A 26,551-nucleotide genomic window follows, 5' to 3' on the forward strand; every position below is an offset into this window, starting at 1 on the left:
GTTCCTTCATGATACAAATTATAGACATTAAAATTAATCAATACTGACTTTGGAACTTTAATAAATTCATATAATTCATTGTCTGTGCCTTGTGGATCGGATGCAGTTCTGACACAGATTTAAGCTCTAAAACAATTAAGTTTTCAATTAAAAAGTCGCATTTTACTTTACAATCAATGTGAATATCTTTATAAACGAAAGGAATGTATAGCTCACTTACGTATTGAATACCGAGTAAATCAAATTCACGTTCTAAACATTTATGATAGACCTGTTCATAAAGACCGGGACCAACAATTTTATAAGTAAGTTCATTAATGTACTTCTTGGTTATTTCCATACGCATCATTTATGTGTTTTCTTAAAAAATCTTCTGATTTCAAACTAATGTTTTCTTTTTATTCAGCAAAACAAATCTCTCTGTGACTTATGTGTCAGATTAGATTTCAGATTTAAAAGGTCTTATAGTTACTCTAATATTTTATTCACACATTATCTTAAAAAATCTATGATTTTCAAACTAATGTTTTCTCAATGCATTGACATAAAGCAGTTTAGATTCCTTCGGAATGACAAAATGACTGATTATCTAAATGTTTTGATTAACAACGGACATTCAAATATTTTCAAACTTATATGTTCTTCTTACCCAGCAAAACAAATCTCTCTGTGACTTATGTGTCATATTAGATCTCAGATTTTAAAAGTAAAACCTCACAATTACTCTCACAGTATCTGAAAAATCTTCTGATTTTCAAACTAATGTTTTCTTCTTACCCAGCAAAATAAATCTCTCTGTGACTTATGTGTCAAATTAGATCTCAGATTTAAAAGGTCTTAGAGTTATTCTAATATTTTATTCTCATAGTATCTTAAAAAATCTCTCTGTAACTTATGTGTCATAACCCAAGCCTGAAATTTTACTTAGTCGGAATAATCTTACCCGAAACCTCTCCGAAACCTACTCTTACACCGTCTTTTTCAGCCCACGCTTTCATCGTCACCGTATCGTTGTCTTCAATAAATTTTCTCTCCTGTCCGTTATTCAGGGTAATAGGGTTTTGGCCTCTCCACGTTAATTCCAGCATAGAACCGTAAGATTTCGGATCATTACCGGAAATCGTTCCACTGGCATACAGATCTCCGACTTCAAGATTACAGCCATTTACAGTGTGATGTGCCAGCTGCTGAGCCATATTCCAGTACATGTGTTTATAGTTGCTCTCTGAAATAAGATTTTCTTCACCATTTTCAGGCTGAATATAAACCTGTAAACTGATGTCATAGTTTTTGTCTCCTTCAAATTTTAAATAATCCAGCACTTCAGGATCCTGTTGGGGAGAAGCGGTTCTGAATGGTTCGAGAGCTTCTAAAGTGACCACCCATGGAGATACCGATGAACCGAAATTTTTAGCAAGAAACGGTCCCAGCGGAACATATTCCCATGATTGAATATCCCGCGCTGACCAGTCATTGAAAATAACCATTCCAAAAATTGCATTTTCTGCATTTTGGGTAGAAACATTTTCTCCCATTTCAGTATTCTGGTTAATGATAAATGCCATTTCGAGTTCAAAATCAAGCTGTTTGCAGGGTCCGAAAACAGGTAGATCGGCATCTGCAGGCTTCATCTGGCCTTTAGGCCGGTTGATGTCTGTTCCTGACACTACAATCGATGAAGCTCTTCCATGATAACCTACCGGTAAATGTTTCCAGTTAGGTAACAGGGCGTTTGCAGGATCACGGAACATCTTTCCGACATTGGTTGCGTGCTCGATACTGCTGTAAAAATCAGTGTAGTTCGGAATGTGTACCGGCATAATCATTTTTACCTGATCCAGATCGTAAAATGCATCTTCAATGGTTTTTTCATCTTTAGATAAGATCGAACCTTCCTGAAAAAGTTCCTGAATTCTCAGACGCACCGCATTTGTAACAGGCTTTCCCAATTCGATGAATTCATTTAAAGTATATGCTTCGAAAACGTTTTCGTCTAATCCCTGTATTTCTTCAAAATAAGAAAGGTCATATAACAGAGCAAGATCAACAACCTGATCGCCGATTCTAGTACAGCAGGCGATGAATTCTTTATTAAATACTGCAACGCCGAAAGGGATGTTGTGTATGGAAAAGTCTGAATCTGAATTATATTCTACAAATGATTTCATAATATGATAGTTTGAAGTTTTGATTTAAAAGTTGGTCTTTACCTGTAATTATTTTGGTTTTTTAGCATAAGATTCCTCGTCAATCCAGCGGTCTCTTGAATTGATATCTATAAGATAGATGATTTCTTTCTGTTTGGTCAGAAGAAGCGTTTTAGAGACAGGAATCGGAATTTTCTTATTTTCGAGTTTGTCGGCTCTTAACGAAATGATATTCTTTTTCCGGATAATATCCCCTGAAAAAACATTGGAAGTGCTTTTTCCGGTTGCTTTGTCATCAAACATTTCCACGTACGTAATATCTTTACCGTTAATGATAATGAAATTCCTTTCCGTATGGTCTTCAAAATCTTTGATCAGAACAAATTTTTTGTGATCAACACTTACATTTTCCAGATGCTGATTGATTCCTCTTCTTTCTTCGAGGCGGGTAAGTATTTCGTCTAATGCTGCATAGCTCTGTGCCTGTAATAAAAGGCCTGCTAAAATAAAGGTACTGATGAATAATTTTCTCATAAGTATGTGTTTATAAAAAAGTTTTGTCAAGATCTGCATCCTGACAAAACTTTATATTTGTTTTAAAAAATTAAAGATTTCCTCTTTTTTCCTGTTCTCTCTCCAAAGCTTCAAAAAGTGCTTTGAAGTTACCTGCACCAAAACTTTGTGCACCGTGTCTCTCAATAATTTCAAAGAAAAGGGTAGGGCGGTCTTCTACAGGTTTTGTGAAGATTTGTAATAAGTAACCTTCTTCATCATGATCAATCAGAATTCCAAGATCCTGAAGCTTTTTCAGATCTTCATCAATGTGGCCAACTCTCTCAGGAACCATATTATAATAGGCTTCCGGAGGAGCAGAAAGAAATTCTACGCCGCGTTTTTTCAATTGGGTTACGGTATGAATGATGTCTTTTGTTGCCACTGCGATGTGCTGTACCCCTTCGCCTTCATAGAAATCAAGATATTCTTCTACCTGAGATTTTTTCTTTCCTTCTGCCGGTTCGTTGATCGGGAATTTTGCAAAACCGTTTCCGTTGGACATCACTTTAGACATCAGGGCAGAATATTCTGTATTGATCTGCTTGTCATCAAATGAAAGAATATTGACAAAGCCCATTACTTTTTCATACCATTCAACAGTTGGGATCATTCGGTCCCAGCCTACATTTCCTACACAGTGGTCCACATAGAGTAAACCTGCTTCTTCGGGATTATAATCGCTTTCCCATTTTTGATATCCCGGCATGAAAGCTCCTGTATAGTTTTTTCTCTCTATAAACATGTGAACGGTTTCTCCATACGTATAGATTCCGGACATTTTTACTTCACCATGTTCGTCTGTCAATGTAACGGGTTCTAAATAAGATTTAGCACCTCTTTTTGTGGTTTCTTCGAATGCTGAATAGGCGTCATCTACCCAGAGTGCCAGAATTTTCACTCCATCGCCGTGTTTTTTCACATGCTCGCTGACCGGTGATTCAGATTTCAGACCTGTCGTTAAAATCAATCTGATTTTCCCCTGTTGAAGAACATAAGATGCACGGTCTCTTACTCCGGTTTCAGGACCTGCGTAAGCTACAGACTGAAAACCAAAAGCTGTTTTGTAATAGTGGGCAGCCTGTTTAGCGTTTCCAACATAAAACTCAATGTAATCTGTACCATTAATCGGCAAAAAATTCTCAGCCTGAGCGATTTTTTCGGCAAATGTAAGTGTTGACATATTTTCTATTTTTACTTTTATTTAATGGATTGCAAATTACAAAATTCCTGTAAACAATTAAAAACAATCTTAATGTGTAATCGATTGCGTTATTTTTAATATAAGCTAAAGTTTAATTAAGTATATTTAAGTTTACGTTTTGTTTATTATTTATTCTATATTTGTACTGTAAACAAGATGTCGAAAAAAGAATTATTTCAAAAGAATGAAAGCCGTAATTAATTACGGCTTTTGTTTTAAGTATTTAATATGCCGGCGTCAGGATTGTAGTTATCCCAGATTTTCCAGACATTATTAATTTTCCGGATGAAATAGACCTGGGTATTGAGTTGATTCACAAAGTGCTCTTCCCCGCTATCTCCAACTTTAAAAAGCAGATTCCAGAATTCCTGAGTTTCCAGAATTTTTTTGTCCGGCTCGTCTGTAACAAGGTTTACATCAAAGATCTCAAAATTAGAGCGGTTGTTTTTGGTGACAAGTTCGAATTTCCTTTCAGAAATTTCCCTGCTGAAGGTCGATATTCTTTCCAGAAAAGGGGATTTGTCAAATACAAAGTCTTTTAATGTGTCCAGTTTTAGTTCAGGAAATTTCGCATACATATCAAAAGCCGCAGAACAGTATTGATAAACAATTTCACTTGAAAAAAAATCTTCATCTGCTTCGTTATCCTGTACCTCATTTTCTTTGAGATAAAGAATATAGGAATTCAGGTCTTTAAAGCCCAAAAAAATACAGATCTTGTCGAGTGTTTTTAAAAAGCGAAGATCATTGTGTGTTTTATCCTGGTAGTTATTTAAAAAAAAACGCTGAAGAGTAATGTGCGAAATGGTATTTCCCAATTCAAACCTTTTGTCATCCTTAAGTTCTTCTGATACGGCAAGCTCTTCTTTAATAATTTCTGAAAGGATGATATAATGACTTCTCTTCCATACTTTTACCTTGCCTAAAACCGAATCCTGAACTTTTGGATGTTTTACAACTTCATCTTTTATAGAATTATAAATCGTCTTCAAATGTGTAATGTTTATATAACAAAAGTTTTCAGCAAAAAGATTGCCAAAAACTTTATCTCCTTTATAATCAGTTGTTTAATTCTTACAGACTGATATCTTGAAATTTTTAATGTTTAAATCTTTCATAAGCTGCCCTTTCCAGCATTTCTCTGTCGTCCGGATGGGCTATACTGATTAATTCCTGTGCTCTCTGCCGCAGGTTTTTGCCATACAGATAAGCGGTTCCATATTCTGTTACGACCCAGTGAATATGTCCTCTGGTTGTTACTACTCCTGCCCCCTGTTTCAGGAATGGAACAATTCTTGAAACCCCTCTTTTTGTTCTTGAGGTAATGGCAATGATTGGTTTTCCATCTTCGCTCAATGCAGCTCCTCTCATAAAATCCATCTGTCCACCGATTCCGCTGTACTGGATGGTGCCGATAGAATCTGCACAGACCTGCCCGGTCAGATCAATCTCAATCGCTGAATTTATAGCGACCATTTTTTTGTTTCTCATGATATTGATGGGAAAGTTGACAGTGCTTACATCATCAAATGAAAATACAGTATTGTCATCTACATAATCATATAGCTTTCTTGTTCCGAAACAGAAACTGGTGATTGTTTTATTATCGTTATAGCCTTTGTACTTGTTGTTGATTACATCATTTTGAATCAGGTCGATAACGCCGTCACTCAACATTTCGGTGTGAACGCCCAGGTCTTTATGATTTCCCAGGCATTTCAGAACAGCATCAGGGATTGTACCGATACCCATCTGTAGAGTAGATCTGTCATCAATTAATTCTGCCACATTTTTACCCACCAGCATTTCATCAGGTCCCACTTTTGCACCATAATCTACCGTTGGCAGTTCTTCTTCATGCCAGACCAGTTTATGGATTTTACTGACATGCAGCATTCCGTCACCATGGGTTCTCGGCATCAGCGGGTTTACAATCGCTACAATCAGTTTTGCTGTGTCAACCGCAGCTCTTGCCACATCAACCGAAGTTCCCAAGGTACAGAAACCATGTCTGTCAGGCGGCGATACCGTAATCAGAGCGACATCGAGCGGTAAAATATTTTTTCTGAATAAAATAGGGATTTCACTCAGGAAGACAGGCACAAAATCTCCACGGTCAGAGTTTACTGCATCACGTACCGGTGTTGAAACAAACAGTGAATTCACGAAAAATTTATCTTTATATTCAGGTTTGGCAATCTCTACATTTCCCTGCTGGGTAATCGAAACCATCTCTACGTTATCTAAACGGTGTGACTGTTTTGCAAGTTCGTCTATTAAATGATTGGGAGTACATGCGCTTCCATGAAAAAACACACGGTTTCCGCTTTTGACGGTATAAATAGCTTCTTCTGCACTGATATAATTATACATATTGAAATTTTTATTGATAGTTTTAAAACTTACTTTAATATTCTAAAGTTAATAATATTGTAGAAATTAAGTCTCAACGTCGAGCATCTGTTTTTGAAACATTTGTCATGTTTTTAGATAATATATTAAATAAAAAGAACCCAATGCAGAGCATTGAGTCCTTATCCTATATAAGAAGAGTAAAATACTTTATCATCTTTTTTCTACTCCTGTGAACGATCTTTCAGGCTGTGATCTTCACTTTCCAGCCATGAGGTTTTGTAGGAAGGATCTTCCACTTTCATTGCTTCTTCCGTAATTTTTAAAGGGCGGAAAGGATCAACCATAACCGCATACTCTTCAGTGAATTTTTTCCCGATACTCCTTTCCATTGCTCCGGGATGAGGGCCGTGTACAATTCCACCCGGATGTAAGGTGAAATCCATCAGATCGATATGATTCCGGCTCATAAAATCTCCTTCTGTATAAAACAATACCTCATCAGAATCAATATTTGAATGATTATAAGGAGCAGGAATTGCCAGTGGATGGTAATCATACATTCTTGCGCAGAACGAACAGACTACAAAATTGTGTGCCTCAAAAGTCTGGTGAACCGGTGGCGGTTGGTGTATTCTTCCTGTGATCGGTTCGAAATTCTTGATATTAAATTTATAGGGATAAAAATAACCATCCCATCCCACCACATCAAAAGGGTGTGTCGCATAGATAAAATCGGTAATCTGATTTTCTTTTTTTACTTTAATTAAAAATTCTCCTTTTTCATCTTTTGGTTCGATGAAAGTTGGTGCAACAATATCTCTTTCGCAGAATGGAGAATGTTCAAGCAGCTGCCCGAATTCGTTTCTGTATCTTTTTGGTGTATAGATCGGAGAGTGGCTCTCCACAACAAAAAACACGGTGTTTTCAGAATGTAATTCAACCTGATAAATGGTTCCTCTCGGAATAATCAGATAATCACCCACAGAGAATTCAAGGTTTCCGACGAATGTTTTTAAAATTCCACTTCCGGCATGAGCGAACAGAAGCTCATCACATTCGGCGTTTTTGTAAAAATAATCCATCGATTTTCTCGGTTTCGCCAATCCCATTTTAAGGTCATTGTTGACCAGAAGAAATTTCCGGCTCTCCAAAAAATCATCTTCAGGCGTTACATTCATGCCTTTGAACATTCTTGGGGTGACATTTTTGTCAACTGCAATTTTTGGAGTGACATCTTTGGCTTCACCGATTGACTTAATCTGTGTAGGGCGGTGAACATGGTAAAGCAGAGAAGATATGCCGTGGAAACCTTCTGTACCAAACAATTGTTCGTAATAAAATTTATCTTCAGGTGATTTAAAAACCGTATGCCGTTTCTGAGGGATGTTCCCGGATTGGTGATATCTCATTTTACCTTTATATTTTCTCAAATTTAATCATTTCTTCCGAATTTTAATTCAACGTTTTTCATCAAATAGTTTTGCTGTTAAAAAATAATTGTTAGCTTTGTCTAACAATTTTAATTTCATGAAACGAATATTATTTTCTGTCATACTTTTTTCAGGATTCTGCTTCTCCCAGGAGACCGACAGTTTAGATTTAACCGGAAAAACTGATTCCATAAAAATTCCGCTAAAAAAAGAAAGAATAAAAATAATTGATGATGTAGTGATTACCGGGACAATAAAACCGGTAAGTAAATCTAAAAGCCCGGTAGCCGTAGAAATTTACAGTCAGAAGTTTTTTCAGAAGAATCCTACACCGAGTGTCTTCGAAGCCATTGCCATGGTCAACGGGATCCAGCCGCAGCTGAACTGTTCAGTGTGTAATACAGGAGATATTCATATCAATGGTCTGGAAGGTCCTTATACGATGATTCTGATTGACGGAATGCCGATTGTCAGTTCGCTTTCCACTGTTTATGGGCTGAGTGGAATCCCCAACAGTCTGATTGAAAGAATTGAGGTGGTGAAAGGTCCTGCATCTTCATTATACGGCTCAGAAGCAATGGGAGGAGTTATCAATATTATTACCAAAAATGCACTGACTGCTCCAAAATTCAGTGTCAACCTGATGACGACGAGCTGGGCAGAAAACAATATGGATCTTTCAACAAAATTTAATGTGGGAAAAAAGGCGGCTTCATTAGTAAGTTTAAATTATTTCCGTTTTAATGAAAAGATAGATCAGAATAAGGATAATTTCACGGATGCTGCGCTGCAAAACAGAATTTCTGTTTTTAATAAATGGAATTTCCAGCGGAAAGAAAGCAGGCAGGCAAGTTTTGCGCTGAGGTATCTGTATGAAGACCGTTTCGGCGGAGAGATGCAGTGGAACAGGTCTTACCGCGGAAGTGATGAGGTATATGGGGAAAGTATTTATACGAACAGGGTAGAAGCTTTCGGAATGTATCAGCTGCCTGTAAAGGAGCAGATTTTTACCCAGTTTTCTTATAATTATCACGATCAGAATTCGTTTTACGGAAATACTCCTTACACCGCTTTACAGAAAGTAATGTTTGCACAGACCTACTGGGATAAAAAACTGGGAAGCCATGACATGATCTTAGGGCTGACTTTTAAAAGGACATTTTATGATGACAATACTCCGGGAACACTAAGTTCAGATGAAATCACCAACCAGCCGATGAAATCACCAATTTTTGGAGCATTTATTCAGGATCAGTGGGAAATCAACGAAAAAAATACCGTGTTGCTGGGTTACAGATTTGATTATGACAAAATTCACCATTCTGTACATTCACCCCGTTTTGCCTGGAAATTTTCACCCAATCCTTACCACACGTTCAGATTTAATTTCGGAACAGGTTTCAGGGTCGTCAATTTATTTACCGAGGATCATGCAGCATTGACCGGTTCCCGTGAAGTCGTTATCCGTTCTGATCTGAAACCGGAAAGATCTGTCAACGGGAATCTGAATTATGTCCTGAAAATTCCTGTCGGAGACCGGTTAATCAATCTTGATGCTTCTGCATTCTATACCTATTTCAGCAATAAAATTGTCGGTGATTTTGATACAGAACCCGATAAAATTATTTATGATAACCTTCATGGCTATGGAATTTCAAGAGGAGCTTCCTTGAATATCGATTTCAGTTTTAGTTTTCCGCTGAGTGTCAATCTGGGAGTCACCTATCTTGATGTTTATCAGAAATTTGATGGAGAAGAAGTAAAAGTTCAGCAGCTGCATGCTCCAAAATGGAGTGGTACCTATAACCTGACCTATAAATTCTCTAAAAACCTTGCGGTAGATTTTACCGGGCAGTTTTACGGACCGATGCGGTTACCGGTTTTACCGAATGATTACAGACCTGAATATTCTCCCTTATATTCACTGGCAAATATTCAGGTATCAAAGAGTTTTGATTCCGGGTTTGAAGTGTATTGCGGAGTGAAAAATTTATTCAATTTTACGCCGAAAGATCCTCTGATGCGTCCGTTTGATCCGTTTGACAATCAGGTAAATGACCCGATCAGCAATCCGAATCATTATACTTTTGACACAACTTATGGTTATGCACCGATGCAGAGAATAAGAGGTTTTTTAGGGGTAAAGTATAATTTGAAATGATTGATTGACTGCAAAAAGGCATGAATGATATTTTAATGTTTTAAAGTTTGCAGCTGAATAGTTTTATGAACTCAATATCGTAAAAATGAATGGTTAGATTTTTTATATTTTCAGTTGTTTTCATATCAGGATTTTGTTTTTCACAGATAAAGTCGCTGACTGTTCCGGATTGGGAAATTCAGCAAAAGAAAGAAGCTAAACCTACGATCATTCATATTTATACAGATTGGTGTACAGTCTGCAAGATCGAATCTTTCCAGCTCAATAAGGATAAGGAATTGATCAGAATAATCAGTGAACATTTTTATTTCGTGAATTTTGAAGCAGAAAAAACAAAAGGAGAAATTAATTTTCAGGGTAAAGTATTTAATTATTTACCAAACGGGAATTCAGGGGTTCATGAACTTGCGCTTGCCTTTTCTCAAAACAAAAGCCAGCCCGTCTATCCTCTTTGGATTATTTTAGATAAGGATCAGAATCTCGTCTATTATCAGGAAGGACTCTTTAAACCCGAAAGAATGAAAGATAAACTGCTGGAAATTTCAGGCAGGTAACTTTATTATATTCATGAAAATCCTCAGAATCTGAAAAGATCTGAGGACGATACATTATATAAAATTAACGCCTGGTCAATTTTTATCCAACCATGTTTTTATCAGTTGAGAATGATCATGAACCCATTTCCTGGCAGTGGCTTCTTTATCTTTACTGTCTTCCATCTCAGCCAGAAGATCAGTCATGTTTTCATCATCAAAATGCATTTTTGAGAAAAATTTAACCAGTTCCGGATGATCCTTACCAAAGCTTTTCCTGCTGTAGGTTTTGATCTGTTCAGCTTCACCGAATGTTTTTTTCGGATCTTCCAGGAACCTGAGTTTCATTTTAGCAAACATCCAGTGAGGCTGCCATCCTGCGACAACAATCCATTCTTTACGTTTTATGGCATTCTGCAGTTCGGTGATCATGGCAATTGTAGAAGAATTGATCTGTCGGTAATCCAGTTGATAATCAATCAGGGCTCTGTCGGTTGCTGACGTCATTCCGGCACCTTTTTCGATTCCGATGATTCTGTGATTGAACTGCTCTGCATATTGCGGTAATTCATCAATTGACCGGATCGGGACGTAATCCGGGACAATCAGCCCTATACGGCCATTGTCATAATTTGTACCGATGGTGATGAGGTCCGGAAACTTTGCAACTTTTGTTGCGTGGGTGTAAGGTAGCCACACGCCCAGAAAAAGATCGGTATCTTCATTATTCATGGAAGCAAGAATCATATCTGTGGAAGCTTTCTGGATGACTACATGATAGCCTTCTTCGTCTAAAATTGCTTTTACCACATGGGTCATGGCTACATCTTCAGCCCATCCGTCAACCATTCCGATGTTGATATATTTAGAATTCTTCAGATTACTGCATGAATTTAAGAGTCCAAGTGTGATCACAGAAGAAATCAGTAACAGGTATATTATTTTTTTCATTTTATTGCTTTTTCTTTACAAATCCCTGCGTGATACGGTCAAGAATAATGGCTAAGATTACCACTGATAATCCACTTTCAAACCCTAATCCGATATCCAGGTTATTAATTCCTTCCAACACCTTTTCGCCTAAACCTCCGGCAGCAATCATTCCTGCAATAACAACCATTGACAATGACAGCAGAATCGTCTGGTTTATTCCTGCTAAGATCGTTTTGGTGGCTAATGGAAGTTCGACTTTAAATAAAATCTGACGGTTGGTGGCTCCGAAAGCCCTGGCTGCCTCTACAATATCTTTTGGCACGGACTCAATTCCCAGTGTGGTCAACCGTACAGCAGGCGGCATCGCAAAAATAATGGTGGCAAATGCCCCCGGCACTTTACCAATACTGAAAAATAATACTGCCGGGATCAGATAAACAAATGCCGGCATCGTCTGCATTAAATCAAGCAGTGGTCGAATAATCTTTGCTGCAAATTTGTTTTTTGCAGCCCATATTCCTAAAGGTACAGACAGTAACAGTGCTGTGAGTGTTGCCACAAAAATGAGGGCCAGGGTTTCCATGGTTTCTCTCCAGAATCCCATCAGAAAGATCAAAGCAAGTCCTCCTGCAGTCATCAGGGCAGTGCCTTTTCCGGCTTTCCACCAGGCAAGCAAGGTGAATAGGAGAATGATCACATAGAAAGGGGTGTTGACCAAAGCCCATTCTATTCCTAATATAGAAGAATTTCCCACATTTTTTATGACATCAAATAAAGGTTTTGCATTTTCGGTCAGCCAATTGACAGCAGTTTCTACATATTGGCCTATATCTATTGTTTTATTCATCTTATTGGTTGTTTGCGATTTCTTTTAATTCAGTAATCTCTTCTTCATTAAACTTTGTGGTTTCTATAATGATTGATAATTGAGTCACAAGACCCAAAAATTTATTATTTTCATCCACAACGGCGATGGAAGATTTGTTTTCGGAAATCAAAGGCAGCATTTCTTCTACAGTCGCATTCTGAAATACAGAAGGAACATGACTGTTGATGACAGACTCTACGGTCGGTTCTTTCTTTTTGGCAATCTGTACAATGTCGTTAAGAGTTACAAATCCTAAAAATTTATTCTGGAGATCTACCACCGGTAAGTTTTCTAATCCTGTTGTTCTCATTTTTCTGAGTGCACCTTCAGGGCCGTCTTTCCGGAAACGGACAACCGTAGGTTTGTCAAACATTAAAGACCTGGCGGTAATAATTGTTTTGCGGTCAACTTTTTCCACAAAAGCTTTTACATAGTCGCTTGCAGGGTTCGTTAAAATATCTTCTGCCGTTCCGATCTGTTCAATGACGCCGTCTTTCATAATGACAATCCGGTCTCCGATTTTGATGGCTTCATCCAGATCATGGGTAATAAAAACGATTGTTTTTTGCAAGGTTTCCTGTAATTCCAGCAGCTGATCCTGCATTTCAGATTTTATAAGCGGATCCAGTGCTGAAAAAGCTTCATCCATAAGCAGAACTTCAGGATCGTTGGCTAATGCTCTTGCCAATCCCACTCTTTGCTGCATACCGCCGGACAGCTGTGAAGGAAGTTGGTTTTCAAAACCGTTCAGTCCAACGATATCTAAAGCTTTCTGTGCTTTTTCCTCTCGTGAGATCTTATTTTCTCCTCTTATTTCCAATCCGAATGCTGCATTGCTTAAAACGGTATGGTGAGGCAACAGGCCAAATTTCTGAAACACCATGCTCATTTCTGTTCTCCTTACTTCCAGAAGATCTTTATTGTTCTTACCGGTAATATCATCATCATTGATAAATACCTTTCCAGAAGTAGGTTCATTCAATCTGTTCAGACATCTGAGTAAGGTAGATTTACCACTTCCTGAAAGTCCCATGATGACAAAGAATTCACCTTCATAGATTTCGAAACTGGCTTTGTTGATTCCTACAGTACATCCCGTTTTTTCAAGTATTTCCTTTTTAGAAAAACCACGGTCCAGCAGCTCAAATGCTTTCTCTTTGTTCTTCCCGAATATAATCGTAAGATCTTCGACTTTGAGTTTTACCTTTCTGTTATTTTCAATTTTATCCATATTCTAAATTTAGGTTACGTATATGCCATTAGAAATTTTAATCAATTCTTACATCCTCTATAGCAACAGGAGTACTGTTAGCAAAAAATAATCTTAAGATTTTCAAAAGAAAAAACTACCTAAAAAAAAGAAAGAACCATACAAAACAGGTGAATCTGATGTATAAGAAGCTCTAAATAGACTTGCTTTTAGCTAAAAGTATATATGTAAAAAAGAAATTCATCTTTTAAAATTGAATCTGAAAAAATGATCATTAAATCATGGATTACAGATATTGATTTACAGCAAAGCTGTAGTGCTCTGAAGCACCTAACCGATAGGTGACGACTTCTAATGACCCTGCAAATTTACGAATTTAATAATAAATCAAAATTTCATTAAGTAATAGGTTGAATTGTAGGTGTTTGTGAAAAAGGATGTTATTGTTTCCAATGAAGCAGAAGCTTATTGTAACAGAACTGCAGTGATCGCCAGTATTGCCGGCAAAGCCTGAACAAAAAAGATTTTTCTGGTCGCAGAAATTGCACCGTAAATTCCGGCAACAGCGACACAACCCAGAAAAAATAATGCAATATGGTTCTGCCATTTTTCATCTTCAATAAAAAAAGTCCATAGAAGACCTGCGGCCAGAAATCCATTGTAAAGTCCCTGGTTGGCGGCCAGGCCTTTTGTGGATTTAAACAGTTCAGCGGGCAATGCTGCTTTGAAAACTTCCTTTCCTTTGGTTTCCCAGGCAAACATTTCCATCCACAGAATATATAAATGTTCTAAAGCAACGATACCGATTAGAATTTTAGCAGCAATTTCCATAATTCATTTTTTATGAGTATAAAATTAATAAAATAAAGTTAATTTTGAATATTCAATTAAAAAAATGGAAATTTTCAAGGCACATTTAGATAAATTCATCAGGATCAGTGATGAAGAATTTGCTTTGATTTTTGCTTACTTTCAGGTTCGAGAGGTAAAGAAAAAAGAAGATTTAATGATAGAAGGTGAGCTTTGCAAATTTAAATATTTTGTTGCGGATGGCTGCCTGAGAAAGTATTTTATCAATGAAAAAGGAGTTGAGCAAACCACTGAATTTGCTATTGAAAAGTGGTGGCTGACTGATAATTCTGCATTTGAACACCAGACAAAATCACAGTTTAACATCCAGGCTGTTGAAAATACAACAGTCATAGCCATTGATTTCAGGTCGCATGAACTTTTACTGGAAAAACATCCTGTTATGGAAAAGTACTTCAGAATGGTGTATCAAAGGGCATATGCTGCTGCTGAAAAGAGATTCCGTTATATGTATGAAATGAGTAAAGAGGAATATTATATTCATTTCAGTATCCTTTATCCGTGGTTTGTACAGCGGGTTCCCCAATATCTGCTCGCATCTTTTTTAGGTTTGACCCCCGAATATTTAAGTGAAATCAGGGCAAAATTACGTTCTTAAACCAGTTTAATATTTCTGACGCATGAATCACTGATCTTTGTATCAGAAATTTAAACAGAGATAAAATGAGTACAAGATTAAATATCGCAAAGACGGACGCAGCTGCTTACAAAGCGATGATGGGATTGGAAGGATACCTTCACCATATATCATTAAACCCTCTTCAGAAAGAATTAATCAAGATCAGAGCTTCACAGATCAACCGATGTGCATTCTGCCTGGATATGCATACCAAAGATGCTTTAAAATATGGGGAAAAGGCTCAAAGGATTTTCCTTTTAAATGCATGGAGAGATGCAAAAGAATTCTTCACAGAAGAAGAACAGGTGATTCTGGCAATGACTGAGGAGATCACCCTGATCAGTCATGAAGGGCTGAGTGAAGAAACCTATCACAAGGCTCAACAGGTTTTTGAAGATCCTCAGATTGCCGAAATCATCATGGCTGCTATTACCATCAATGCATGGAACAGAATAGCGGTCAGTACTCATCTTGAGGTAATGAAATAAGTCATTCAGGAATATGAAAGCAGCTTTTCTCAATGAAAAGCTGTTTTTTAATGATTATTGGGACAATTCAGTTGAAGAACATTGGCATTCAGGGGCTGTTCTATTTCTCGATCCAGCTTTTGATTGCTGACGGTTATATAAATTTCCATAGATCCGGTTCCTACAGAGAGTGAAAGAATATGACCCCCGTAAGCATCAAACTTTTCGTCAGTGGCTACTCCGTGAAGATGAATTGATGGATTCTTTCCATTCCAGGCAATAGATCCCGTAAGACTGCCCATCTCTACTTTTTTAAAAGTTTTTGGATTGAATTTTTTAGCCTTAAAATCATAAAAACCAAAAGTCGCTTCGCTCGCAAAACCGATTCCGGTGAAACTTGCTGACGGTATGTTTTCAATTTCGGCAAGCTTCCCAATATGTTTCAGGACATCGTCATTTTCACGCAAAACCATTACGTATCCCGTTGGTGTTTTCGTGTATCTGCAGATTTCTTTTTCCTGTGCCTGAAGAGAATTTAAGAAAAAAAGGGTGAATAGTAATGCTGAACGTAATTTCATGAGATCATATTTGACAGAGCAATGAAAAATTTACACCATTTTGTGTTTTGGGTTTTTAGAACTTCTCTGCGTTTTGTGTGATTTTGAAAACATGATAAGTTCTTTACAGGATATGAGATTTATAAATCTGGGGTTTCTCCTGTAATTTTTCATTAGCAATTGCTCCGAAATCTTTAATGTAAGGTTGTTGATTATGCCGGGATAACCCTTCTTCATTTTTCCAGATTTCATAAAAAATAAATTCATTTTTATCTTTGATTCCCTGATGAAGTGAATAGCATTCACTGGCTTCTTCCTTTACGGTTTCTGTTACCATATTCTGAAGGATGTTCAAAACTTCCTTTCTGTATTCTTCTTTTGTTTTTATAATCGCTGTAAGATAGATTTTCATGATTTATTTTAAATAAATTGTTCAATTGAGTTATTTTTTGGATTCCATCCCAGTTCTGTCCTGGCTTTATCTGCATTACACCGGCTGTTGGAGGCAAATCCGAAGTAACCTCCGGCAGCTCCGAACCGATTTACTGCTTCCTGTACATTCAGAGATTCTGCCGGCTGTAAATTATATTTTTTACTGATATTTTCTGCAAGATTTTTGAGAGAGGAAGAACCGTTTTCAGCATAGTACATAGAACCGTGTTTTGCTTTCTCTAATGCTAAAACATACAGATCAGCAAGGTCTTCGATATGAAGATTGGACCAGATGTTTTCACCTTTACCAAAATAAACACCAAAACCTTTTTCCTTTGAAAAATCGATTAAAGCAGGTAACTGAATACTGTCTTTTTTCAGCCCCAGGCCCTGTCCGTATACCATGGTGGGAACGATAACAATACTCCGGATGTTTTTTTCAGCTGACTGCAGGACATGCTGATTGATAAGTACTCGTGAAGCCATTTCCAGTCTTGGTTTTAAAGGATAGTCTTCCGTAAAGACAAAATCGCTGCTTTCTCCATTCTCTTTTCCTCCGAAAATAGCCGAACCTGATGTGAAGATAAACGTTTTTCCGGTTCCTTCAAGACTGCTGATGATTGTATCTGCAGCGTATGGGTCATCGGCAGAATCTGCATTGTGAATAACAGCGTCAACATCAGAAACTGCAGATTGTATAACAGCCTCATCGTGGATATTTCCGATGATAGGGACAATTCCTAAGGCTTTTAGCTGTTCTGCATGAGATTTACTGCGTATCAATCCTGTTACCTGATAGTTTTTGTCTACAAGTTTTTTCGCAACTGTTCCGCCTATGTATCCTGTAATTCCTGTGATCAGTATCTTTTTCATGAGGCTAACTGTGGTTTTAATTCTTTTGCGAAAATTTCAGCAATATGATCTCTGTATAATTTCATATCACGTTCAATCTCTGCATTTTTTTCTACATCATGAAATTGAAAACTTTCCATTTTTTCCAGTGATACAAAAGCATTCATTCTATGAAAACCAAATAACGGCCCGTCATCCACACTCGTCTCATTAAAAAATTCTCCGGGAAGCGTGAACGCAGTTTCCGGTGCATTCCAGCTTGTGGTAACCATGTATTTTCTTCCACTCAGCATTCCGCCTGTTCCGTAATTGATTTCAGGATTGTCAGAAGATCTTCCGTCATTCATATAAATTCCCTTAGCATGACCGGCTGTAAAAACTTCGTCTATATATTTTTTAAAACCGTTGGGCAGCTGAAACCACCATATCGGCGTGTGATAAATGATGTAATCAGCCCAGACAAATTTCTCAACCTCTTTATTTCTGTCATAACCATCGCTGATATTTGAAATTTTTATTTCTGTATTTTCAAATTCTTTCAATGCTTCTACCGTGTTTTCTGCAATGGTCTGGTTATATTTTCCTCCCGAGTGTCCGAAATTCTGTCCTCCGTTGATGATCAGTACTTTTTTCATTGTCGTATTTATTTAAATTGTATATGCAAAGTTATCAATGAATGATGTATTATGAAAATAATATAATTTATATTTTTGTATTATTATTCTGATGGGTGATGGGTAATAGGTAATAGGTAATGGGTAATGGGTAATAGATGATAAGTGATGAATGATGAATGATAAATGATAAATGATGGGTGATAAGTGATCAATAATAGGTAATAGACAATGGGTAATGAGCAATGAGTAATGAATAGTAAGAAGAATTAATGGGATAAATGATTTACAAATAAATATCATGGTAAATTTAGAATGGTACAGAACGTTTAAAGCGATTTATAAGACCGGTACATTAACGGGTGCAGCAGATTCCCTGTTCATATCTCAGCCCGGAGTGAGCCTGCATCTGAGTTCACTGGAAGCTTATGTCGGATACAAATTGTTTGACAGAACAGGAAGGAAAATGATTCCGACAGAAAGAGGTAAAGTTTTGTTCAACGCAGTTGGCGAGCCATTGACAAAATTGGAAGAGGTGGAAAAAAACTTCCAGAAATCGATAGAGAAAAACACGCCGACCATAAGCGTCGGAATGTGCTTCGAAACTTTTCAGACAACTTTGGAGCAGTATGTTTCCAGCTTAGATTTTAATCTGATAATCGGGTTCGGTCAATACCCGGAAATGCTTGACCAGCTGGATAAAGGCATTCTTGATCTCATTATTACCCCTAAAAAAGGAACTTCACCCAATATTCTGCATGAAGCTTTTTCTTCCGAACAGATTATTTTGGTAGGCGGAAAAGATATTGATACGGTAGATTTCGATAAAGTTTTAAAATCCAAAGATTTTCAGAAAATAGAAGAATGGCTAAAGCAGGAAAAGTGGTATGGTACAACCGGAGACATGGAGCATCTTTTTCAGTTTTGGCTGATGAATTTCGGGCATAAACCGCAGTTCAGACCCAATTATATTGTTCCCAATCTGAACTCAATCATCCGTTGTCTGAAAGGGGGAAGCGGTTTGGCTGTTGTTCCTGATTTCCTTTGCAAAAATGAAATCGAAAACGGAGAGGTAAAACTGGTCTGGAAAGGTGAAAAAAAGTTAGAAAACACTCTGTACTTCGGATGTAGAAAGCAGACCATGTATCAGAACGAAATCAATCATATCAAAAGCTTATTCAGAAAAGTGATGAGCAAAAATAAAGTTTGATTCTATACCAACCATTAATCAGGAAAATTTCATAATTTTCTCTAAAGAATTTTAGAGGCTGTCTGAATGTATTTTAGACCATAACAAAACCCGGTATCTCAGATTTTTATCCGAAATTTGTTAGAATTCCAATATTTTAAAAATAAAAAAATGAAAAAAACTTATACAGGTCAGCCTGTCATACAACTTAACAATGGTGTAGAAATCCCTGCTTTAGGTTTCGGAGTCTGGCAGATTGATGATCAGAAAGTCTGCGAAGATACAGTGATCAAAGCAATCATGACCGGATACAGGATGATTGATACAGCGTCAATTTACCAGAATGAAATTGGTGTAGGAAATGCCGTTAAAAACTGCGGGATCGAACGCGATGAACTGTTTATTACCTCTAAACTCTGGGTTCAGGATTTCAGTTATGAAAAGGCAAAAAGTGCTTTTGGAAGAACATTGGAGAGATTGCAGCTTGATTATCTTGATATGTATCTTATCCACTGGCCTTTTGGAGATTTTAAAGGAGCGTGGAAAGCGATGGAAGAATTGTATCATGAAGGAAAAATCAAAGCAATCGGTGTCTGTAATTTTACGGTTGAGAAACTGGAAGAATTAAAGGCTGATTCAGGAATTGTGCCTGTGGTCAATCAGATTGAGCTGCATCCTGTTTTTCAGCAGAAGGAACTGCAGGTCTATGATCGGGAAAACAGAATCATCACCCAACCGTGGAGCCCCCTTGGAAATGGAAATGAAGAACTCCTGAATACTGCTCAATTAAAAGATATTGCAGAAAAATATGAGAAGACCGTTGCCCAGGTTATTTTGAGATGGCATCTGCAGGAAGGTTTCTGTGTGATTCCAAAGTCTGTAACGCCTTCAAGAATTGAAGAGAATTTCAATGTTTTTGATTTTGAATTATCAGAAAATGAAATGAATACCATCCGTTCTCTGGATACCGGAAAACGATTTTTCTTTGATCCGAAAGATCCGGCATGGGAAGAAAAAATGCTGAATACGGTGGCAGATATTTAACAGTGAATTGAAATAAAAAGAAACTCTTTCGGAATAACCCGAAAGAGTTTTTTAGTTTTTACAGGCAATAAATTGAGGTTATCTTATTCCAGTTTCCAATTTTCTAAAACCAGAGTAATAATTGAATGAGGCCACATTTCAAAGTTTTCGAGTTTAGGATCAATAGGAATTATTGATGTCGATTTCCATTTTTGGCTAATAGGAGTAAACATCGATGCATCATATATAAGCTTTTTAGAAAAGGGATTTTTCACATATAAATCTGTACGGATATCTTTTCTGTTTTCTGCACTTTGTGAAAAATCAATGACGATGGTTTTTTCAGGATTTACATTGTTTTCAACAACTTTCATTTTGCTTATCGTCAAAGCATCAGTTTCACATTCTATAAAAATTTTTTCACCACAGTATATCTGTAGGATTTTTTCTTTTACGAAATACGGACTTTCTTTTACATCCATTTCGTATTGGTGGGTTTCAGTGGCTGCAATTTCCAAACGATATGCACTCCTTTTTGGTTTTTCATTCTGAGAATATAAAAACAAACTAAACATTGAAAATATAATTGCAAAAATGGTTTTCATTTTCTAATTATTTAGTTTTACGCTTAAATATCTGTTTTCTCCCTAGACAATAAATTCATGATCATGTTTAGAGGAGTTTTTGAAAATAAAATACTGATTTAAATATTAGTTTACCCGGATTTTCACCTGTAATTACCCGTTCAAATAGTTGAAAAATTACTTCGTTAAATCTAATCCACCAAAATTACCTGAACTCATCATCATATACACTCCCTGGTTTTTATCAAGTAAATCCCAGTAGGCATGAAGTTCTTCAGCATTGGTAAACACTTTCAGATTTTCGTTTTTAAATTTTTCTCTGATCAGATCCGGAGAGATAGGCTCCATTCTTTTGATTTTTAGAGCATCTTCAGAATAAAAAACAATTGCCTCGTCCAAACCATTCATTGCATGATCATACTGTTCAAGGAAAACCGGATTTAAACTGGAGTAGGTGTGCAGTTCCAGGAAACCGTATTTTTTTTCATTTTTAAACTGTTCACAGAATGCTTTGACCGCTGCCTTCACTTTACTCGGAGCATGTGCAAAATCTTTATACAGAATTCCGTTATCGGATCTTTCAACTTTCTCAAGACGTTTTGAAGCCCCTTTGAAACTCATAATAGCATCATAAAAGTCTTCATCCATGATCCCAAGATGATGACAGATATTTCTGGCCCCTTCAAGATTCAGCAGGTTATGGGCACCGAAAACAGAAAGCGGAATATCTCCCATTTCAGTTTTCAGATAAACTTTACCTTCATTCAGTTGGTATTGCGGTGTTTTGTAAGGGATTTTTCTGAAATAATTATCAGCATTCTCTACCACTTTTACCACTTCCGGATCTTCTTCATTGTATACTAAAAGTCCACCTGGTGTGATGCTTGCCACAAATCTTCTGAACTGCTCGATGTAATCATCAAAGGTTTTGAAAACATTAATATGATCCCAGGCAATTCCGCTCATTAAAGCGATATTCGACTGGTAAAGAAGGAACTTTGAACGCAGATCGATGGGAGAGGAAAGGTATTCATCACCTTCCAGTACCATAAAATCGTTATCTTCAGTAAGTTTTACCATGCAGTCAAAACCTTCCAGCTGGGCACCGACCATAAAATCTACCTCTTTCTGATGGAAGTTCAGAACATGAAGAATCATTGAGGTAATGGTCGTTTTACCATGGGAACCTGCGATCACAACGCGTGTTTTGTTTTTAGACTGCTGGTATAAAAATTCCGGGTAAGAATATATTTTTAGTCCTGATTCTTTTGCTTTTGCCAGTTCGGGATTGTCCTGATGAGCATGCATTCCAAGAATGACAGCATCAATATCAGGGGTGATTTTCTCAGGGAACCATCCCAGTTCTTCAGGAAGGATACCTTTTTTTTCAAGTCTTGATTTCGAAGGTTCAAAAATGGCATCATCTGAGCCTGAAACTTCATATCCTTTATCTTTTAGGGCAATGGCTAAATTGTGCATTGCGCTTCCACCGATGGCAATGAAATGGGTTTTCAAATTTACTATGTGTTTTTTACGTTTTTACTGATAATATCCTGAAAGACTTTGACAACCTGATCCCAGTTTTTCTTATACTGAGGCATGATCATACCGGCGTCCGTTTTATTGGCGCTGTTTTCACCATTCTTTACATTGATGGAAACTGCAACATGGTCGTAGATTTTCTTATGATCCTCAGCGATATGTCTGAAGTTATTCTGAGCAAGAACCTGATGCAGATTCTGAATTTCTTCGGGAGTAAGTTTAAATTTTGTTTTGAATTTCTTCTGTTGTCCCTCGAAAGAATAATGAACGTCATTACCCTTGATCAGAAGGTTCTCATAAATCGGTGCATAGCCGCCGCTTTTTGAATAACTGATGTCAAAATCTGAATAGATTTTCTGACTGTTGCATGATACAGTGATCATGATCAATAATACTAATGCTATTAATTTTTTCATAATAACTCTGAATTTACGGATTGGGCTGTTCAGATTTCTTTGCTTTGATTTCCTGGTCATACGTGTGAAGAACATTGAAATCTTCTGTCTGCTCTATAGCAGTCATGATTTTTAAAAGAATCTGTTGAGCATTTTCCTCGTCGTAATTGATATCTAAAGGTTTTTTAAATTCCATGGTAGGCTTCACTCCTGTTACCTTCACGCGCAGGCCTTTTTTGTCAAAAGCTCTCCTGAAACCGTTTATTTTAATAGGAATAACGATGGGGCGCTGATTTTTAATCAGTTTTGCCGTTCCTTTTCTACCCTGTGCAAAAGCGGCTGTAGTTCCTTGAGGGAAGGTGGCTACCCATCCGTTGTCAAGGGCTTTCATAATGTTGTCAATTTCACTCAGATCGACCATTCTGTTGACATTTTTACCTTCTGCTCGCCAGGTTCTTTTTACGGTTACGGCACCTGCAATTTTGAAGATTTTAGGAAGAATTCCTTTATTCATTGTTTCTTCTGCTGCAACATAGTAAAAATCGACTCTTGGGTTCAGAAGATAAATAGGGTTTTTGATCGTATTTAAATACCCGTTATTTACTGCGCAGAACGCATGATACATCGCTGCGACATCGGCAAAATAAGTCTGATGGTTGGAAACGAAAAGTACATTTGAATCAGGAAGATCCACCAGATTTTCTGTTCCAGTAATTTTCAGTTTATTGAAACCATTGAATCTTCTGTAAGAAATAATTCCCAGAATAAAAATGATAAACCTTTTCAGAAAATAAGGAGTGCCGAACGAATCGGCAAATATGTTCTTTTTCGCCATTTTTTAATTAAACATAATATCTGCAAAGTTACATTTTTTTAATCAACTGGCTGAATTCGCTGAGTATCATTGCTGTTGCTCCCCAGATAATGTATCCGTTAAAATTAATGACTGGAACTTCTTTTCCCCCGGCTCCCGGTAATGCCATGATCTCCGGTGAATGAGGAAGATTGAGAAATGACGTAATGGGGAATTCAATCACTTCAACCGCTTCCGTCTCCTGCAAAATAAACTCAGGATTTCTTTTGGAGTAGGAGATGTAAGGATATACATAAAAATTACTTGGCGGAATATAAATGGGTGACATCTCACGGATGATTCTGACATACGGCTTCTCTAGGCCAATTTCTTCTGAAGTCTCCCGGATTGCTGTTTCTGCAAAATCCTGATCATATTCTTCACGTTTGCCACCGGGTAGGGAAATCTGTCCGCTGTGCCTGTCGCGTTCATTTTCTGTCCGCTGAATCAATGGGAAAAACCACTCATTCTCTCTAAGATATAAAACAATGTTTACGGCAGCAAATTTCGGATTTTTTTCTATAATTTGTTCATGAGTAAGAACTTCGCGGAAGGGCGGAGAGAAAACACCGTGCGCATGGGCGCCGCCGAGCTGGGCTTTTTTGATTTTTTGCAGTAAATCTTTTCCAAAACTTTCCATATCTCAAAATTACTAATATATCTTATAAAAAAGAATAGAAAATTGATGTTAATGAACTGTAATTTTACGGCAGGTACTTTCCACTGAATATCTTTCCTGCTTATCTTCACTGATTACGCTGTGTTTTTACAGTATGCAGGTGATCTCAGCACTTTTAAAATGTTGATGCTGTAACGCTGATCTTTCAATAGAAAAAGCCTTCAGGAGAAATCTGAAGGCTTGGTATGTCTGTTTAGTTAGAATATCCGCTTAATTCTTCTTTTTTTGAATTGTAGATTTTATATTCTAAATATTTGAAGGAATCCCTTGGGATAATGGTGACCCATTTTTTATACTTCAAAAACCATTTCATCTGTATGCTTTTGAGACCTTTTGTAAGGAAAGCTTCTACAAAAGGATGTACATGCAGGTAAAGTTTTCCTTTGTCTTTCTGCATGATGGTTCTGATGGTATCTTCCATTTTCTCAACAATTACGATCGGGGCTACAATTTCTCCGTCTTTGTTGGGGTTTTCTTCTTTGATGTCGATCTGCTTTTCCGGACGGTTTCTCTGTCTGGTAATCTGGATGAGTCCAAATTTACTTGGAGGCAGAATCTTATGGCGCGCTTTGTCACGGCTCATTTCTGTTTTCAGATGTTCAAACAGATCTCTTCTGTGATCGGGGTTGGTCATGTCGATAAAATCGACAACGATAATACCGCCCATATCACGGAGACGCAGCTGTCTTGCGATCTCTGTTGCTGCCATTTTGTTCACATGAAGACCATGTTCTTTTGTGGCAGTGTTTCCGGCTGTAATATTATTTCCGGAGTTGACGTCAATTACGTGCAGTGCTTCTGTGTGTTCTATCACAAGGTAAGCACCTTTTGAACTTGGAATATTTACGTGTTTTCCGAAGCTTTGTTTAAGCTGCTTTTCAACGTTATAATATTCGAGGAGAGGAATATGGGAGTCATAGAACTGAACAATATTTTTACGTTCAGGAGCAATGACTTCCAGATAGTTTTTCATTTCTTCAACCATTTGTTCATCGTCACAAAAGACGTTTACAAAATCCTGATTGAAGTTATCTCTTAAAATGGATGAGGCTTTATCATCTTCGCTTAATACTTTAGACGGGACTTTATTTTTCTGGATATTCTTAAACGTATTTTCCCATTTTTGAATCAGTTGATTCATGTCATTGTGAAGATCAGCAACTTTTTTTCCTTCGGCGACTGTTCTGATAATAACACCAAAGCCTTCAGGCTTTATACTGTCAATTAAAGTTCTGAGTCTTATTTTTTCTTCAGAACTGCCGATTTTTTTTGAGATTGAAACTTTATTATCAAAAGGTATTAAAACCAAAAAACGACCTGTAAGCGATATTTGAGTAGATATTCTCGGGCCTTTTGTAGAAATAGGCTCTTTGGTAATCTGTAAAATGACAACATCTTCTTTTGCGATGACTTTGTCGATGCTTCCGTTTTTATCAATTTCGGGTTGTAACTCGAAATTTTTTAAGCTTGAGGTATTCTGTTTTTTAGAAACCGTATCCTTTAAAAATTTTTTGTAGGTAAGATATTGGGGACCGAGATCCTGATAATGCAAAAAGGCGTCTTTATCATAGCCGATGTTGACGAATGCTGCATTAAGGTTAGGAGCTAGCTTTTTTACTTTTCCAATAAATAAATCTCCGACTACAAAATCATTTTTGTCTTCTTCCTCATGAAGTTCACATAATCTTCCGTCTTCCAGCAAAGCAATTTTGGTGAGCTCATCTTCGTGCGAAATTATTAGTTCTTTCTTCATTTTGATTTAAGATATTTTTAAGATTAAAGTAGATTCAGCAGGATGTATTATACTTTTTAAATTTACTATTTATAACGTAAACTGTTTATATTTTAATTGTAGTTTTCATCTCTGAATTTTCCTTCAACCTGTGGTAACAAACAAAAAATATAGTTGGTGAATATTAAAAAATATAAACACCAACTATATTATTATATTACAAAATCTCTAGTTGAGATTATTTTTTCTTATGTCTGTTCGCTCTTCTTCTTTTCTTTCTCTTGTGTGTTGCAACCTTGTGTCTTTTTCTTTTCTTTCCGCTTGGCATAATGTTAATTTTTTTGTGTAACTAGTTAATATTCAATTGTTATTCTTATTTTACTGCAACTTTAGTTTTTACTTTCTCCACAAAAGATTTTGATGGTTTGAAAGCAGGGATATTATGTGCAGGAATCTCTATTGCAGTGTTCTTAGAAATGTTTCTTCCCGTTTTAGCTGCTCTAGTTTTAACGATGAAAGATCCAAAACCTCTTAAGTAAACATTGTCTCCATTATACATAGAAGTCCTGATCTCCTGCATAAAAGCTTCTACAACTTTCTGTGTTTCATTCTTTTCTGTTCCCAATTTATTTGAGATGGTGTTTACCAATTCTGCCTTTGTCATTTCCTTTTTTAATTTTAAATTTTAGGTGTGCAAATTTAGTTAAAAAAATTGAATAGTAACAAATTAGTAATGAAAATATTTCGGTT

At 36.9% G+C, this 26,551-nt stretch carries 28 protein-coding genes; 6 read left to right on the plus strand and 22 right to left on the minus strand.

Annotated elements, in window-relative coordinates; all coding sequences use genetic code 11:
* Positions 1-37: 37 nt before the first annotated feature.
* The 7 genes from AC2A07_RS05875 to AC2A07_RS05905 all read right to left on the minus strand — a co-directional run bounded on the left by AC2A07_RS05875 (position 38) and on the right by AC2A07_RS05905 (position 7,667).
* A complete protein-coding gene (locus tag AC2A07_RS05875) occupies positions 38-349 on the minus strand; it encodes a GxxExxY protein (protein ID WP_484049648.1) in 312 nt (103 codons plus the stop codon).
* 571 nt (positions 350-920) lie between these two features.
* Positions 921-2,168: a fumarylacetoacetase gene (gene fahA, locus AC2A07_RS05880; protein ID WP_484049649.1), complete on the minus strand. Its 1,248-nt coding sequence runs from the start codon at positions 2,166-2,168 to the stop codon at positions 921-923.
* Positions 2,169-2,216: 48 nt separating this feature from the next.
* Positions 2,217-2,681 (minus strand): hypothetical protein, encoded by a 465-nt coding sequence (locus AC2A07_RS05885; protein WP_314494325.1) that lies wholly within the window; start codon positions 2,679-2,681, stop codon positions 2,217-2,219.
* A 70-nt stretch (positions 2,682-2,751) separates the two neighbouring features.
* Positions 2,752-3,882 (minus strand): 4-hydroxyphenylpyruvate dioxygenase, encoded by a 1,131-nt coding sequence (gene hppD, locus AC2A07_RS05890; protein ID WP_484049650.1) that lies wholly within the window; start codon positions 3,880-3,882, stop codon positions 2,752-2,754.
* Positions 3,883-4,118: 236 nt separating this feature from the next.
* Positions 4,119-4,895, minus strand: a complete 777-nt coding sequence (locus AC2A07_RS05895; protein ID WP_484049651.1) for a hypothetical protein — start codon at positions 4,893-4,895, stop codon at positions 4,119-4,121.
* Positions 4,896-5,001: 106 nt separating this feature from the next.
* Positions 5,002-6,276, minus strand: a complete 1,275-nt coding sequence (locus AC2A07_RS05900; protein WP_484049652.1) for an acetyl-CoA hydrolase/transferase family protein — start codon at positions 6,274-6,276, stop codon at positions 5,002-5,004.
* A gap of 203 nt (positions 6,277-6,479) precedes the next feature.
* Positions 6,480-7,667, minus strand: coding sequence for a homogentisate 1,2-dioxygenase (locus AC2A07_RS05905; protein WP_314494319.1), 1,188 nt, complete (start codon positions 7,665-7,667; stop codon positions 6,480-6,482).
* Positions 7,668-7,785: 118 nt separating this feature from the next.
* On the opposite strand from AC2A07_RS05905, the gene AC2A07_RS05910 reads away from it, so the two are divergent.
* Together AC2A07_RS05910 and AC2A07_RS05915 are read left to right on the plus strand one after the other, a co-directional pair.
* On the plus strand, positions 7,786-9,849 hold the full coding sequence (locus AC2A07_RS05910; RefSeq protein WP_484049653.1) for a TonB-dependent receptor plug domain-containing protein: 2,064 nt from the start codon (positions 7,786-7,788) through the stop codon (positions 9,847-9,849).
* A gap of 89 nt (positions 9,850-9,938) precedes the next feature.
* A complete protein-coding gene (locus tag AC2A07_RS05915; protein WP_484049654.1) occupies positions 9,939-10,403 on the plus strand; it encodes a thioredoxin family protein in 465 nt (154 codons plus the stop codon).
* A 75-nt stretch (positions 10,404-10,478) separates the two neighbouring features.
* On the opposite strand, the gene AC2A07_RS05920 is transcribed toward AC2A07_RS05915, so the two are convergent.
* The 4 genes from AC2A07_RS05920 to AC2A07_RS05935 form a co-directional block, all read right to left on the minus strand.
* Entirely contained in the window at positions 10,479-11,333 is an 855-nt protein-coding gene (locus tag AC2A07_RS05920) for a glycine betaine ABC transporter substrate-binding protein (RefSeq protein ID WP_484049655.1), read from the minus strand.
* 1 nt (position 11,334) lies between these two features.
* A complete protein-coding gene (locus tag AC2A07_RS05925; RefSeq protein WP_484049656.1) occupies positions 11,335-12,162 on the minus strand; it encodes an ABC transporter permease in 828 nt (275 codons plus the stop codon).
* A gap of 1 nt (position 12,163) precedes the next feature.
* Positions 12,164-13,414, minus strand: coding sequence for a quaternary amine ABC transporter ATP-binding protein (locus AC2A07_RS05930; protein ID WP_484049657.1), 1,251 nt, complete (start codon positions 13,412-13,414; stop codon positions 12,164-12,166).
* Positions 13,415-13,858: 444 nt separating this feature from the next.
* A complete protein-coding gene (locus AC2A07_RS05935; protein ID WP_484049658.1) occupies positions 13,859-14,224 on the minus strand; it encodes a DUF1304 domain-containing protein in 366 nt (121 codons plus the stop codon).
* A gap of 64 nt (positions 14,225-14,288) precedes the next feature.
* Here AC2A07_RS05935 and AC2A07_RS05940 point away from each other — a divergent pair, with 64 nt between their 5' ends.
* Positions 14,289-14,861 carry a Crp/Fnr family transcriptional regulator gene (locus AC2A07_RS05940; protein ID WP_484049659.1) on the plus strand — a complete coding sequence of 191 codons (573 nt, stop codon included), beginning with the start codon at positions 14,289-14,291 and terminating at the stop codon, positions 14,859-14,861.
* Between the two features lie 65 nt (positions 14,862-14,926).
* Positions 14,927-15,370: a carboxymuconolactone decarboxylase family protein gene (locus tag AC2A07_RS05945; RefSeq protein ID WP_484049660.1), complete on the plus strand. Its 444-nt coding sequence runs from the start codon at positions 14,927-14,929 to the stop codon at positions 15,368-15,370.
* A 47-nt stretch (positions 15,371-15,417) separates the two neighbouring features.
* On the opposite strand, the gene AC2A07_RS05950 is transcribed toward AC2A07_RS05945, so the two are convergent.
* The 4 genes from AC2A07_RS05950 to AC2A07_RS05965 all read right to left on the minus strand — a co-directional run bounded on the left by AC2A07_RS05950 (position 15,418) and on the right by AC2A07_RS05965 (position 17,825).
* Complete coding sequence (locus AC2A07_RS05950) at positions 15,418-15,927, minus strand: PPC domain-containing DNA-binding protein (RefSeq protein WP_484049661.1); 510 nt, start codon at positions 15,925-15,927, stop codon at positions 15,418-15,420.
* A 103-nt stretch (positions 15,928-16,030) separates the two neighbouring features.
* Entirely contained in the window at positions 16,031-16,318 is a 288-nt protein-coding gene (locus AC2A07_RS05955) for a putative quinol monooxygenase (RefSeq protein ID WP_484049662.1), read from the minus strand.
* 8 nt (positions 16,319-16,326) lie between these two features.
* A complete protein-coding gene (locus AC2A07_RS05960; RefSeq protein ID WP_484049663.1) occupies positions 16,327-17,211 on the minus strand; it encodes an NAD-dependent epimerase/dehydratase family protein in 885 nt (294 codons plus the stop codon).
* A complete protein-coding gene (locus tag AC2A07_RS05965) occupies positions 17,208-17,825 on the minus strand; it encodes an NAD(P)H-dependent oxidoreductase (protein WP_484049664.1) in 618 nt (205 codons plus the stop codon). The genes AC2A07_RS05960 and AC2A07_RS05965 overlap by 4 nt, the downstream gene beginning before the upstream one ends.
* 280 nt (positions 17,826-18,105) lie before the next feature.
* Here AC2A07_RS05965 and AC2A07_RS05970 point away from each other — a divergent pair, with 280 nt between their 5' ends.
* Both AC2A07_RS05970 and AC2A07_RS05975 read left to right on the plus strand, forming a co-directional pair.
* Complete coding sequence (locus AC2A07_RS05970) at positions 18,106-19,014, plus strand: LysR family transcriptional regulator (protein ID WP_484049665.1); 909 nt, start codon at positions 18,106-18,108, stop codon at positions 19,012-19,014.
* 150 nt (positions 19,015-19,164) lie between these two features.
* Entirely contained in the window at positions 19,165-20,037 is an 873-nt protein-coding gene (locus tag AC2A07_RS05975; protein WP_484049666.1) for an aldo/keto reductase, read from the plus strand.
* 83 nt (positions 20,038-20,120) lie between these two features.
* On the opposite strand, the gene AC2A07_RS05980 is transcribed toward AC2A07_RS05975, so the two are convergent.
* From AC2A07_RS05980 to AC2A07_RS06010, 7 genes are all read right to left on the minus strand, one after another.
* On the minus strand, positions 20,121-20,621 hold the full coding sequence (locus AC2A07_RS05980) for a hypothetical protein (protein ID WP_484049667.1): 501 nt from the start codon (positions 20,619-20,621) through the stop codon (positions 20,121-20,123).
* A gap of 156 nt (positions 20,622-20,777) precedes the next feature.
* Positions 20,778-22,115 (minus strand): UDP-N-acetylmuramate--L-alanine ligase, encoded by a 1,338-nt coding sequence (locus AC2A07_RS05985; protein WP_484049668.1) that lies wholly within the window; start codon positions 22,113-22,115, stop codon positions 20,778-20,780.
* Between the two features lie 5 nt (positions 22,116-22,120).
* Positions 22,121-22,558, minus strand: a complete 438-nt coding sequence (locus AC2A07_RS05990; protein WP_484049669.1) for a hypothetical protein — start codon at positions 22,556-22,558, stop codon at positions 22,121-22,123.
* A 13-nt stretch (positions 22,559-22,571) separates the two neighbouring features.
* Positions 22,572-23,372: a lysophospholipid acyltransferase family protein gene (locus tag AC2A07_RS05995; protein ID WP_314494290.1), complete on the minus strand. Its 801-nt coding sequence runs from the start codon at positions 23,370-23,372 to the stop codon at positions 22,572-22,574.
* Between the two features lie 28 nt (positions 23,373-23,400).
* Entirely contained in the window at positions 23,401-24,030 is a 630-nt protein-coding gene (locus AC2A07_RS06000) for an NUDIX hydrolase (protein ID WP_484049670.1), read from the minus strand.
* A gap of 232 nt (positions 24,031-24,262) precedes the next feature.
* A complete protein-coding gene (locus AC2A07_RS06005) occupies positions 24,263-25,822 on the minus strand; it encodes an Rne/Rng family ribonuclease (RefSeq protein WP_484049671.1) in 1,560 nt (519 codons plus the stop codon).
* A 352-nt stretch (positions 25,823-26,174) separates the two neighbouring features.
* On the minus strand, positions 26,175-26,465 hold the full coding sequence (locus tag AC2A07_RS06010; protein WP_034674127.1) for an HU family DNA-binding protein: 291 nt from the start codon (positions 26,463-26,465) through the stop codon (positions 26,175-26,177).
* Between the last annotated feature and the right edge of the window lie 86 nt (positions 26,466-26,551).

The sequence above is a fragment of the Chryseobacterium sp. HNCC26DJ238 genome (assembly GCF_057180465.1).

Coding starts and splice junctions, on each gene's coding strand:
- AC2A07_RS05875 (WP_484049648.1), bottom strand. CDS start 349: ATGATGCGTATGGAAATAACCAAGAAGTACATTAATGAACTTACTTAT.
- fahA (WP_484049649.1), bottom strand. CDS start 2,168: ATGAAATCATTTGTAGAATATAATTCAGATTCAGACTTTTCCATACAC.
- AC2A07_RS05885 (WP_314494325.1), bottom strand. CDS start 2,681: ATGAGAAAATTATTCATCAGTACCTTTATTTTAGCAGGCCTTTTATTA.
- hppD (WP_484049650.1), bottom strand. CDS start 3,882: ATGTCAACACTTACATTTGCCGAAAAAATCGCTCAGGCTGAGAATTTT.
- AC2A07_RS05900 (WP_484049652.1), bottom strand. CDS start 6,276: ATGTATAATTATATCAGTGCAGAAGAAGCTATTTATACCGTCAAAAGC.
- AC2A07_RS05905 (WP_314494319.1), bottom strand. CDS start 7,667: ATGAGATATCACCAATCCGGGAACATCCCTCAGAAACGGCATACGGTT.
- AC2A07_RS05910 (WP_484049653.1), top strand. CDS start 7,786: ATGAAACGAATATTATTTTCTGTCATACTTTTTTCAGGATTCTGCTTC.
- AC2A07_RS05915 (WP_484049654.1), top strand. CDS start 9,939: ATGGTTAGATTTTTTATATTTTCAGTTGTTTTCATATCAGGATTTTGT.
- AC2A07_RS05920 (WP_484049655.1), bottom strand. CDS start 11,333: ATGAAAAAAATAATATACCTGTTACTGATTTCTTCTGTGATCACACTT.
- AC2A07_RS05925 (WP_484049656.1), bottom strand. CDS start 12,162: ATGAATAAAACAATAGATATAGGCCAATATGTAGAAACTGCTGTCAAT.
- AC2A07_RS05930 (WP_484049657.1), bottom strand. CDS start 13,414: ATGGATAAAATTGAAAATAACAGAAAGGTAAAACTCAAAGTCGAAGAT.
- AC2A07_RS05935 (WP_484049658.1), bottom strand. CDS start 14,224: ATGGAAATTGCTGCTAAAATTCTAATCGGTATCGTTGCTTTAGAACAT.
- AC2A07_RS05940 (WP_484049659.1), top strand. CDS start 14,289: ATGGAAATTTTCAAGGCACATTTAGATAAATTCATCAGGATCAGTGAT.
- AC2A07_RS05945 (WP_484049660.1), top strand. CDS start 14,927: ATGAGTACAAGATTAAATATCGCAAAGACGGACGCAGCTGCTTACAAA.
- AC2A07_RS05950 (WP_484049661.1), bottom strand. CDS start 15,927: ATGAAATTACGTTCAGCATTACTATTCACCCTTTTTTTCTTAAATTCT.
- AC2A07_RS05955 (WP_484049662.1), bottom strand. CDS start 16,318: ATGAAAATCTATCTTACAGCGATTATAAAAACAAAAGAAGAATACAGA.
- AC2A07_RS05960 (WP_484049663.1), bottom strand. CDS start 17,211: ATGAAAAAGATACTGATCACAGGAATTACAGGATACATAGGCGGAACA.
- AC2A07_RS05965 (WP_484049664.1), bottom strand. CDS start 17,825: ATGAAAAAAGTACTGATCATCAACGGAGGACAGAATTTCGGACACTCG.
- AC2A07_RS05970 (WP_484049665.1), top strand. CDS start 18,106: ATGGTAAATTTAGAATGGTACAGAACGTTTAAAGCGATTTATAAGACC.
- AC2A07_RS05975 (WP_484049666.1), top strand. CDS start 19,165: ATGAAAAAAACTTATACAGGTCAGCCTGTCATACAACTTAACAATGGT.
- AC2A07_RS05980 (WP_484049667.1), bottom strand. CDS start 20,621: ATGAAAACCATTTTTGCAATTATATTTTCAATGTTTAGTTTGTTTTTA.
- AC2A07_RS05990 (WP_484049669.1), bottom strand. CDS start 22,558: ATGAAAAAATTAATAGCATTAGTATTATTGATCATGATCACTGTATCA.
- AC2A07_RS05995 (WP_314494290.1), bottom strand. CDS start 23,372: ATGGCGAAAAAGAACATATTTGCCGATTCGTTCGGCACTCCTTATTTT.
- AC2A07_RS06000 (WP_484049670.1), bottom strand. CDS start 24,030: ATGGAAAGTTTTGGAAAAGATTTACTGCAAAAAATCAAAAAAGCCCAG.
- AC2A07_RS06005 (WP_484049671.1), bottom strand. CDS start 25,822: ATGAAGAAAGAACTAATAATTTCGCACGAAGATGAGCTCACCAAAATT.
- AC2A07_RS06010 (WP_034674127.1), bottom strand. CDS start 26,465: ATGACAAAGGCAGAATTGGTAAACACCATCTCAAATAAATTGGGAACA.